The sequence below is a fragment of the Nonomuraea basaltis genome, assembly GCF_005893125.1.
Lineage (GTDB): Bacteria > Actinomycetota > Actinomycetes > Streptosporangiales > Streptosporangiaceae > Nonomuraea > Nonomuraea basaltis.
Map to the genome: position 1 here is coordinate 1 of NZ_VCJS01000345.1, position 9,295 is coordinate 9,295.

The following is a 9,295-nucleotide window of genomic DNA, read 5'->3' on the forward strand; positions in this document are numbered from 1 at the left end:
GGGCGGCTCACCGAGATCGAGGGCGGGGGCACGGACGACACCGAGTACGCCATCTTCGCCGCCTCGCTGCTGGTGCGGCACGGGCACGGGCTGACTGCCGCCCTGGCGGCGCAGGCGTACCGGGAGGAGATCATCCCCCGGGTTACGGGGCCGATGCGGGGGGCGGGCTTCTCCGAGCTGGGCACCGTCGAAGCGCTTCGACGCGGCCTGGAGCCGCCGCTGACCGGGCTGGCGCATTCGCACGGCTGGTCGGACGGCCTGGCCATGCGGGCCGCGCCCTATGGGATCTTCTGCCCTGGGGATCCGCAGGAGGCGGCTCGGCTGGTGGAGCAGGACGGGCTGGTCAGCGGGTCCGGCGAGGGCATCCTCGGCGGGCGTGCCGTCGCCGGGGCGGTGGCGGCGGCCATGGGCGGAGCGCCCGTCGGCGATGTGCTGCTCGCTGCGCTGTCGGTCATCCCGGCGGACTCGTGGACGGCCCGGAACATCGTGCGGGTCTGCGACGTGCTCGGCTGGTCGCCGTCCCCGGTCGCCGACGATGAACCTTCCGGCGCCGGCTCGGGCGAGGCGGAGGTCGTCGAGGCGTTGCACGAGGCCGTGGTCGTCAGGCACTACCCGTGGACCGACGTCGCCCCCGAGGCGGTGGCGCTGGCGCTGGCCGCCTTCATCGTGGGCGACGGTGACGTCGAGGCGGCGGTGACGTTCGGGGTGAGCCTGGGGAGGGACGCCGACACGATCGGCGCCATCGCCGGGGCCATCGCCGGAGCCCGGCAAGGGGAGCACGGCGTCCCCGGGCGGTGGGCCGCCAGGATCGGGCCCGTGACAGGCAAGTGCCTGCCCGTCGTGGCAGGAAGACATGTGCTGGACGTCGCCGACGAGCTGGCGGAAGGGCTGTAGATCACGATGTCGGGGGACAGAATCAGGGGGGCCTTCGCCGGGCTCGCCGTCGGTGACGCGGCGGGCTGGCCCGCGGCCAGGCACCGGGCGGCCCTGCACGCCCCCTGGAGCAGGCGCCTGCACAGGGAGCTCGACGCGTTCGCGGAGGAGCACGAGGTCACCACGCTGCCGGTGCCGTTCGCGCTCAACCAGCCGACCGCGCCGCTGGCCATCGGGCCGTCCGACGACGCCGAGTGGCTCGCCTGGACGGTGCTCACGATCGACCGGCCGAGGGCCGAGGCGTTCAGGGAGCTCATCGCCGACGAGGCGCCGCCTGACACGGCCGGCGGGCGCGCCGCCGGAGCGCGGAAGCGCGAGACCCACCAGGGCGTCAGGGCGCGGATCTCGGTGGCCACCGCGCTGGACAACCTGGCCAAGGGGGTCGAACCGCCCGCGTCCGGGCACGACAACCCGCACCACTTCGACGACGCCGCCGCCGTCAGGGCCGTCGCGTTCGGGGCTCTGGGGAGGGACCCCACGCACGACGCCCAGGTGACGAACGCCGGCGACGGCGTGCTCGGCGCCCTGGCGATGGCCGCCGCCGTGGCCGAGGCCGTGGCGTCGGGCGCGATCGGCCGGGCCGTGGAGGCGGCGCTGGCCGTACTGCCGCAGGACACCGCCATCGGGCACAACGCCCGCGTGGCGCTGGCCGTCGCGCGCAAGGCGGGCGACGCGTTCGCCGCGGTGCCCGCGCTGGACGCGGCGCTGCTCGACCACGTCTACAGCTACGGCGTGGGCGCCGCGCAGACAGTGCCCGTGGCGCTGGCGCTGGCCGAGGCCTCCGGCGGCGACCTCGGGCGTGCCGTGCCGGCGGCGGCGTGCCTGGCCGCGCTGGCCGACTCGGCGCCCGCGCTGGCCGGGGCGCTGGCGGGGGCGTGCGGCGGCTACGAGACGATCCCGGAGGGGTGGATCGCGTCGGCCCGTACGCTGGCAGGTTGTTGCCTGCCGCGCCTGGCGGGCAGAGATCTGATCGAACTAACGGAGGGAATCGCATGACGCCGCTTGAGGACAGGGCGACCGGCTGCGTGGCGGGGGCGGCGGTCGGTGACGCGCTGGGCGGCGCCACCGAGGGCTGGACTCCCGAACAGATCGTGGAGCGGTACGGCGGCCGCGTCGAGGGCATCGTCCCGCCGTTCAACGAGGACTGGCGTAACGCCCGCCCGATCGCGCCGTACCACAAGGGCGACGGCCACATCACCGACGACACGCTGATGACGCACGCCCTGATCCGCGTGTACGAGAGGGTCGGCGGGCACCTCGACGCGTACGCGATGGCCGACCACCTCGTCCCCGAGCTGATGGGCGAGCGGCGGTGGATCCCCGAGCTGGAGACCGAGGCACTGCCGCTGCAGCGGGTCTTCCTGGCCGAGAAGTGGATCGTGGCCAGGCTGCACTACGGGCACGTGGACCCCCGCGAGGCCGGCGTCGGCAACATCGTGAACTGCGGCGCCGCCATGTACGTCGCCCCGGTCGGCATCGTGAACGCCGCCGACCCCGGCGCCGCCTACGCCGAGGCCGTCGACCTGGCCGGGGCGCACCAGTCCAGCTACGGCCGCGAGGCCGCCGGGGTCATGGCCGCCGCCGTCGCCGAGGCCATGCGTCCCGGCGCCACCGTCGACTCCGTGGTCGCCGCCTGCCTGAGCCTGGCCAAGGACGGCACCAGGGCCGCCATCGAGTCGGTGTGCGAGGCCGCCGCCGGACTCGGGCACTGGGACGGATCTTTCGCGGCGCTGCGGGCCGCCGTGCGGCCCTACGACACGGTCGCCGACACCTACCGCGACCAGGGGCTGGGGGCGCGGCGGCCGAGCCGGGTGCACAGCATCGAGGAGCTGCCGCTGGCGCTCGGCTTCCTGGTGATCGCCAAGGGCGACTACCGCGACACCGTGCTGGGCGGCGTCAACTACGGGCGCGACGCCGATTCGATCGCCTCCATGGGCGGGGCCATCGCGGGCGCGCTCGGCGGGCTGGGCGCCGTGCCGGCGGAGTGGGTGGACCTGGTCGGGGCGGCCAGCCGTACGGACCTGGTGGGCCCCGGGCTCGCGATCGCGGAGGTGGCGCGCCGGGTGCACGACGACGACCTGGCACGCCGCCGCGCCCACGAGGCCGCCTTCGCCGGCCTCGACCGCCGATGATCCGGCTCACCTGGGTCCAGCCCGAGGATCTGATCGGGCACGAGCTGCGCCAGGCCGCCGAGGACGGGCGGGGCCCGGAGCTCGTACGGGACATCGCGGACCGGTGGCACGAGGCCGGCGGACACGATGCTCCGCCCCGGGCCGGCGCCTCGGGGCCGGAGGCGGCGCGGCTGCGCGGGGTGGCCCAGGACCTGCTGGACGAGCTCGGAGCGATCCCGTCACCGCTGCCCGAGCCGTCCGACCTGGCCGAGATCATCGTCGCCTGCCTGAACTGGCCGAGACCTGGACAGCACCCGGCCGCCGCCCGGGGCGCCGCCGCTTCGGTCGCCGGGTACGGTGGCGTGCGCGCGATGGGTCGCGGCGCGGTGGCCGGTCCGGGTACGGCGGTGGACCCGGCGCGGGTGCTGGGGGCGTGGCTCGGGCGGGCGGCCGGGTGCGTGCTGGGCAAGCCCGTGGAGAAGATCCCGCGCGAAGGCATCAGGGAGATCGCCGAGGCCACCGGCAACTGGCCCATCCGCGGCTGGTTCACCGCGAAGGGCCTGCCGGACGACATCGCGCGCCGCTGGCCGTGGAACCGCCGCAGCGCCGTCAACTCGCTGGCCGAGAACATCGACGGCATCCCCGAGGACGACGACCTCAACTACCCGCTGCTGGCCCTGACCGTCCTGGAGCGCCACGGCCGCGACTTCACCACCGGTGACGTGGCCAGGCTGTGGCTCGACGAACTGCCCGCCGGCCGTACGTTCACCGCCGAGCGCGTCGCGTACCGCAACCTCCTGGACGGCGTCGAGCCCCCGTTCACGGCCAGGTACCGCAACCCGTTCCGGGAGTGGATCGGTGCCCTGATCAGGGCCGACGTCTACGGCTGGGTCAATCCGGGCGATCCGGCCACCGCGGCCGAATACGCCTGGCGCGACGCCCGGCTCACGCACACAGCGAACGGGATCTACGGGGCGATGTTCGTGGCCGCGATGTGCGCCGCCTCGCTGGTCGCCACGTCGGCGGAGGAGGTCGTGCGAGCCGGTCTGTCCGTGGTGCCGCCGGGCTCGCGCCTGCACGAAGCGGTACGTCTGGCCGCCGCGGACGCCGCCCGCGAGGACGACTTCGAGCGGGTCGTCGACCTCCTGCACGAGCGCCACGGCGCCCTGCACTGGGTCCACACGATCAACAACGCCGCCCTCGTCGCCGCCACGCTCATCCACGGCCGGGGCGACTTCACCGCCACGATCGCCGGAGCGGTCGCCGGCGGCTGGGACACCGACTCGGCGGGCGCCACGGCCGGGTCCATCGCGGGCGCGCTGAACGGCGGCGTACCGGACGAGTGGCGCATCCGCGACAGCTTGGCCAGTAGCCTGACCGGGTTCGACGGGGTGAGCCTCGCCCAGCTGGCCGGGCGTACACGGGAGATGATGCAGGCATGATCTCGGTTTTCGGCAGCGCCAACATGGACCTCGTCGCCTACGTCTCAGAAGCCCCCAAGCGTGGCGAAACGGTAACCGGTCACCGGTTCCGCACCGTGCCCGGCGGCAAGGGGGCCAACCAGGCCATCGCCGCCGCGCGGGCGGGCGCGCCGGTGGCGTTCCTCGGGGCGGTCGGCGACGACGGCTTCGGGGCGGAGCTGCGCGCCACGCTGGCGGAGGCCGGGGCGGACGTACGCGGCCTGCGCCAGGTGCCCGGGCCCAGCGGCATCGCGCACATCGTGGTCGACGACGACGGCGGCAACTCGATCATCGTCGTCCCCGGCGCGAACGGCACCGTCACCGGCCCCTCGGACGACGACCTGGCCGCGATCGCGGGCTCGCAGGCGCTGCTGCTGCAGCTGGAGCTGCCCATGGCGGCCGTCGTGGCGGCGGCGCAGGCGGGCACGGTCGCCGGCGTGCCGGTCATCCTCACCCCGGCGCCCGCCCAGGCCCTGCCCGACGAGCTGCTCGACGCCGTCACGCTGATCGTCCCGAACGAGCACGAGGCCGCCGCCATCACGGGCGCCACAGGCGCGGACGCCGCCCTGGACGCGCTGCTCGAGCGCGTCGAGGAGGCCGTGATCACGCTGGGTTCGGAGGGCGCGCTGTACGGGGCCCGGTCGGGGGAGCGGCTGCGGGTGCCGGCGATCGAGGTGAAGGCGGTGGACACGACGGCGGCGGGCGACACGTTCGTGGGCGCGCTGGCCGTGGCCCGGACCGAGGGGCTGCCCATGGCCGACGCCCTGCGCTTCGCCTCCGCGGCCGCCGCGCTGTCGGTGCGGCGCGAGGGCGCCAGCACCTCGATGCCCACCCGCCGGGAGATCGAGGACTCGCTCGCCCCGCATCAACTTCAAGATCGCTCATAGCGCAGGAGCGCCGTCCGCGCGTCGAACGTCCGCGAATCCGCCAGCCGCAGGTTGACCCGGTCCTTCTGCGGCAGGAACAGCGGTTGCCCGCCGCCGAGGACCACCGGGTGCACCATGATGTGGTACTCGTCGATCAGCCCCAGCTCGGTGAGCGCGGAGGCCAGCCGCGAGCCGCCGTTCAGCAGCAGGTCCTGGTCCGCCTCCCGCTTCAGCTCCGTGACCTCCTCGGCGAGGTTCCCGGACATGATCCGGGTGTTCCAGCCCGCCTCCTTCAGCGTCGAGGAGAAGACGACCTTCGGCGTGCGGCGCCAGATGGGGGCGAACTTGAGGTCGTGCGGGTGGTCCGACATCGACTCCGCCTGCGGCCAGAAACCCGACATCATCTCCCACACGACGCGCCCGTACAGGAAGGTGCCGACCCCCGCCTGGATCTCGTCCCCGTACGCCGACAGCTCCGGCCCCATCCCCGGCCAGTCGAACTCGCCCTCCGGGCCGTTGATGTGACCGTCGACCGAGGTGTGGACCCAGTAGATGAGCTTGCCCATGATGTGCTCCTTCGTCGTTGCCTTCGTGACTGGGTCGGAGCCGATCGCGGGTCCTCTACATCCTCGGGAAGAAATTGCCGCCTCAGTTTTCGTGCGTCCAGGACAACGTGACCCCGCTCGTCCTTCGGCCACGGGTCCGGCGGGACGAACCTGAACAGCAGGACCCGATCGTCGGGGGCGGCGAGGATGACGCGGGCCGTGGGGCGGTGGGTTCTGGCGATCACTCATGGACCGTGACAAGCGGGTTCGGCGGGTGCTGGCGGGGCAGGTGGTGACCATGAGTGAGAAACCCGATGAGCTGCCGGAGGCGGTGGGAGGAGTGAACGGGGAGAGCGACATCGTCGCGGAGCGGTCCGGCGCCGACACGCCGAAGACCCGCCGCCCCATCCCGGCCAACCCGCCGGACGAGCAGGAGGTGCCCGAGGAGCCCCCGGAACAGGACGAGGAGGAGGATGTCACCCGCCCGGACGCAGGCCCCACCGGCTGACACCACCCGCCCACGCCACGCCCGCCCGGCCCGCGCCACCTGCCGTGCCGCCTACGCCGCGCCCGCCTGGCCGCGCCGTGCTGCGCCGTCGGTGGTGTGGCGTGATGAGTCGCTGGGGCAACCAGGACCTGGGGGCTTACTTCCTGGCGGCCGTGCTGGGAGACAGGTGGGCGGCACATTCGTCCCGGTAATAGAGGGTACGGGAGCGCAGCCGCTGGGGATCGGTGAGCACGGCCCGGGAGACCGAGGGCACGACGGCGTGCCGTACCGACGAGTACAGCCGCGCCACGTCGGCGGGAGAGGCCCCCTGCGCGCCCAGCCCGGGAGCGAGGATGGGCCCGTTGAGGTCGGCCAGCGAGTGCTCCAGCTCGGGGAGCGTGGCACCCATGACCACCCCGACGGGCCCGAAAGGCGTGTGGCCCGCGTTCGCCGCGGCGGCCCCGGCCAGCACCTGGCCGGCCACTAACCGCTGCAGCCCGGCCGCCTCCGGGTTGGAGGTGCGCGCCAGCACGAAGACGCCCGCGTCGTTGGCCACGGCCGAGGTGATCGCCCCCTCCAGCGACCCGAACCCCAGGTACGGGCTCAGCGTCACGGCGTCGGCGGCCAGCGGGCTGCCCCGGTCGAGGTACGCCTCGGCGTACGCGGCCATCGTGCTGCCGATGTCCCCGCGTTTGACGTCGAGCACCACCAGCGTCCCCGCCTCGCGCAGGTCGGCGATGGTGCGTTCCAGAACGGCGATGCCGCGGCTGCCCCACCGCTCGAAGAACGCCGACTGCGGCTTCACCACGGCCGCCACGTCGGACACGGTGTCGACGACCGTGCGGCTGAAACGTTCGAGACCTGAGGGGGAATCGTCGAGCCCCCAGGCGTGGAGCAGCGCCGGGCTCGGATCGATGCCCACACACAGCGGTCCGCATTCGTCGAGCCTGGCTCGCAGGCGCGTCCCGAACGACTCGTTCATCACTGGGCCCCTTCACATGTTCCTGCCGCGACGATATGGGACCGGCCGCTCACCTGAACAGGTGAGCGACCGTTCCCGTTCGCCAGTCTTCCAGGCGTGGCTCCGGGGTAGAGCAGCAGCATGTACGAGATCGCCCATCGGGTGCTGGTGCTGCGCAGCGATCCGCCGCGTGACGTGTTCGTCACGGTCGGCGTGCCGTACGAGGAGCCGACCGGGGAATGGTCGTGCCCCTACCGGATCGACGGGCTCGACGGGTGGGAACACGAGAGGAAGGTCACGGGGCTCGACTCGCTGGGCGCGGTCGAGCTGGCGGTGGCGATGGTACGGGCCGCGGTGACCGGCTCGCACGAGGCCAAGGCGGGGCTGCTGAGCTGGGAGGACTCGCCCGGCACACAGGCGCGGACGGTGTACGTCAGCTGGGACAAGGAACGCGACATCGCCTATATCGCGATGAAGCATGAAGCAGCCCCAGGAGAGGCCGTACAGCAGGTCGTGGTGGAGGACGCCGTCCTCGACTATGGGGATTCGGGGCAGCTCCTGGGCCTGGAGCTCATGAACGCCGCCACCCGGCTCCCCGCCGAGATGCGGATGTGACCTCCGCGTTCACCGGGAGGCCGGCCACCGCCGGCGCGGCAGCTCCAGCACCACCGTGACGATGGCCAGCACGGACACCACCGCGGCGGCGAACGCCCCCATCATCATTTGTCACGCCAGATCGGGATCGCGGAGCTGTGCCCGCCCACCCCCGCGGGCGGGCACACGCGACCTCAGGCGTCGTCGTCGGAGACACGCGAGGCGTCCCGGCAATCGCTGGGCGCCTTGCTGAACATCGCCAGCAAGCCTCCGCACGTGCTCACCGGCAACGACACGGGTTCGACGATCTCGTCGTTGAACACCGTCACGTCGCCGATGAGGGGGGCTGGGCCCTGGTCGCGAGGCTCGTCGTCGGCGTACGCGGTCGCGGCGCCGGGGAAGAGCACGCCCGTGACGACCGCCACCGCGACACCCTTCATCCTGCTCACCACGAACGCCTTCCGAGCCGGGTCAGGCGGCGGCCCGCTCCTGGGGCCGCTCCGAGGGCTCTTCGCTCTGCCCGGTGTCGTGGCTGGGCCGCCCGCCCGCCATGATCCGATCGATCACGGCCAGCGCCAGCGCCGAGACCACGAAGGTCAGGTGGATCAGCGTTTTCCATAGAAGCTCCCTGTCGGTGATGGCCGGTCTGGCCGCGTTGATGAAGATCTGGAGGAGGTGGATGGACGAGATGCCGATGATCGCCATGGCCAGCTTGACCTTGAGCACGTTGGCGTTGACGTGCGAGAGCCACTGCGGCTGGTCGGGATGCCCCTCGATCCGCAGCCGCGAGACGAAGGTCTCGTAGCCGCCGACGATGACCATGATCAGCAGGTTCGAGATCATGACCACGTCCACGAGACCGAGGACGATCAGCATGATGGTGGTCTCCGGTGGGGAGCCGCCGAATCCGAGCTGGATCAGATGGACCAGCTCCACCATGAACCGCCATGTGTACACGACCTGGGCCACGATCAGCCCCAGGTAGAGCGGCACCTGGATCCACCGGCTCAGGAACATCACGTAGCCGACGCGGGTGAGCACCGTCCGCGGCCCCGTCGGCGCGCCGGCCACGGACAACTGCGCGAGACGCACTACGAGGTGAGGATGTTGACGTGCTGGATCCAGGTCTGGACGTCGACGAGTGGGGGCTCACCAGAGCCGAACTGGTCGAGGATGGCCGGTGACGCGGTGGCGGACGCCAGGGCGAAGGCGGCGACGGCTGCCGCTACTCGAACCTTCAACGGAACTCCTTGCTGCTCTTGCGCTTGTCGGCTGAACGGCTGAACGGCTGAACGGCTGAACGGGGGAACGGGGGAACGGGGGAACGGAGGGCGCCGG

12 protein-coding genes are annotated in these 9,295 nt (G+C 72.8%); 7 read left to right on the forward strand and 5 right to left on the reverse strand.

From position 1 onward, the window contains the following. The 5 genes from EJK15_RS64440 to rbsK form a co-directional block, all read left to right on the forward strand. Positions 1 to 894: ADP-ribosylglycohydrolase family protein (locus EJK15_RS64440; protein WP_138720120.1), on the forward strand; the 894-nt coding region annotated here is incomplete at its 5' end. Positions 895 to 900: 6 nt separating this feature from the next. Then, positions 901 to 1,929, forward strand: coding sequence for an ADP-ribosylglycohydrolase family protein (locus tag EJK15_RS64445; protein WP_138720121.1), 1,029 nt, complete (start codon positions 901 to 903; stop codon positions 1,927 to 1,929). Continuing rightward, the gene (locus EJK15_RS64450; RefSeq protein ID WP_138720122.1) at positions 1,926 to 3,065 is read left to right on the forward strand and encodes an ADP-ribosylglycohydrolase family protein; all 1,140 of its coding nucleotides are present in this window, start codon (positions 1,926 to 1,928) and stop codon (positions 3,063 to 3,065) included. The genes EJK15_RS64445 and EJK15_RS64450 overlap by 4 nt, the downstream gene beginning before the upstream one ends. Then, on the forward strand, positions 3,062 to 4,486 hold the full coding sequence (locus tag EJK15_RS64455) for an ADP-ribosylglycohydrolase family protein (RefSeq protein ID WP_138720123.1): 1,425 nt from the start codon (positions 3,062 to 3,064) through the stop codon (positions 4,484 to 4,486). The genes EJK15_RS64450 and EJK15_RS64455 overlap by 4 nt, the downstream gene beginning before the upstream one ends. Next, on the forward strand, positions 4,483 to 5,391 hold the full coding sequence (rbsK, locus tag EJK15_RS64460; RefSeq protein WP_138720124.1) for a ribokinase: 909 nt from the start codon (positions 4,483 to 4,485) through the stop codon (positions 5,389 to 5,391). Before EJK15_RS64455 ends, rbsK begins: the two co-directional genes overlap by 4 nt. On the opposite strand, the gene EJK15_RS64465 is transcribed toward rbsK, so the two are convergent. After that, positions 5,376 to 5,936, reverse strand: coding sequence for a dihydrofolate reductase family protein (locus EJK15_RS64465; RefSeq protein ID WP_138720125.1), 561 nt, complete (start codon positions 5,934 to 5,936; stop codon positions 5,376 to 5,378). The two genes, rbsK and EJK15_RS64465, sit on opposite strands and share 16 nt — an antisense overlap. A 277-nt stretch (positions 5,937 to 6,213) precedes the next feature. Between EJK15_RS64465 and EJK15_RS64470 the strand changes: the two genes are divergently transcribed. Further along, the gene (locus EJK15_RS64470; protein ID WP_138720126.1) at positions 6,214 to 6,423 is read left to right on the forward strand and encodes a hypothetical protein; all 210 of its coding nucleotides are present in this window, start codon (positions 6,214 to 6,216) and stop codon (positions 6,421 to 6,423) included. Between the two features lie 136 nt (positions 6,424 to 6,559). On the opposite strand, the gene pyrF is transcribed toward EJK15_RS64470, so the two are convergent. Then, complete coding sequence (pyrF, locus tag EJK15_RS64475; protein ID WP_138720127.1) at positions 6,560 to 7,384, reverse strand: orotidine-5'-phosphate decarboxylase; 825 nt, start codon at positions 7,382 to 7,384, stop codon at positions 6,560 to 6,562. Positions 7,385 to 7,504: 120 nt separating this feature from the next. Here pyrF and EJK15_RS73855 point away from each other — a divergent pair, with 120 nt between their 5' ends. Then, positions 7,505 to 7,978, forward strand: coding sequence for a DUF2283 domain-containing protein (locus EJK15_RS73855; RefSeq protein WP_206062164.1), 474 nt, complete (start codon positions 7,505 to 7,507; stop codon positions 7,976 to 7,978). Positions 7,979 to 8,151: 173 nt separating this feature from the next. Here the strand turns inward: EJK15_RS73855 and EJK15_RS64485 are convergent, their stop codons facing one another. The 3 genes from EJK15_RS64485 to EJK15_RS72225 are packed head-to-tail and all read right to left on the reverse strand — an operon-like array spanning position 8,152 to position 9,198. Further along, complete coding sequence (locus EJK15_RS64485; protein ID WP_138720128.1) at positions 8,152 to 8,406, reverse strand: hypothetical protein; 255 nt, start codon at positions 8,404 to 8,406, stop codon at positions 8,152 to 8,154. Positions 8,407 to 8,428: 22 nt separating this feature from the next. After that, positions 8,429 to 9,049, reverse strand: a complete 621-nt coding sequence (locus EJK15_RS64490) for a TIGR00645 family protein (RefSeq protein ID WP_138720129.1) — start codon at positions 9,047 to 9,049, stop codon at positions 8,429 to 8,431. Then, complete coding sequence (locus EJK15_RS72225) at positions 9,049 to 9,198, reverse strand: hypothetical protein (protein WP_171075330.1); 150 nt, start codon at positions 9,196 to 9,198, stop codon at positions 9,049 to 9,051. Before EJK15_RS72225 ends, EJK15_RS64490 begins: the two co-directional genes overlap by 1 nt. Between the last annotated feature and the right edge of the window lie 97 nt (positions 9,199 to 9,295).

Excerpts from the sequence above, each read along its gene's own strand:
- EJK15_RS64445 (WP_138720121.1), top strand. The coding sequence starts at position 901 with ATGTCGGGGGACAGAATCAGGGGGGCCTTCGCCGGGCTCGCCGTCGGT.
- EJK15_RS64450 (WP_138720122.1), top strand. The coding sequence starts at position 1,926 with ATGACGCCGCTTGAGGACAGGGCGACCGGCTGCGTGGCGGGGGCGGCG.
- EJK15_RS64455 (WP_138720123.1), top strand. The coding sequence starts at position 3,062 with ATGATCCGGCTCACCTGGGTCCAGCCCGAGGATCTGATCGGGCACGAG.
- rbsK (WP_138720124.1), top strand. The coding sequence starts at position 4,483 with ATGATCTCGGTTTTCGGCAGCGCCAACATGGACCTCGTCGCCTACGTC.
- EJK15_RS64465 (WP_138720125.1), bottom strand. The coding sequence starts at position 5,936 with ATGGGCAAGCTCATCTACTGGGTCCACACCTCGGTCGACGGTCACATC.
- EJK15_RS64470 (WP_138720126.1), top strand. The coding sequence starts at position 6,214 with ATGAGTGAGAAACCCGATGAGCTGCCGGAGGCGGTGGGAGGAGTGAAC.
- pyrF (WP_138720127.1), bottom strand. The coding sequence starts at position 7,384 with ATGAACGAGTCGTTCGGGACGCGCCTGCGAGCCAGGCTCGACGAATGC.
- EJK15_RS73855 (WP_206062164.1), top strand. The coding sequence starts at position 7,505 with ATGTACGAGATCGCCCATCGGGTGCTGGTGCTGCGCAGCGATCCGCCG.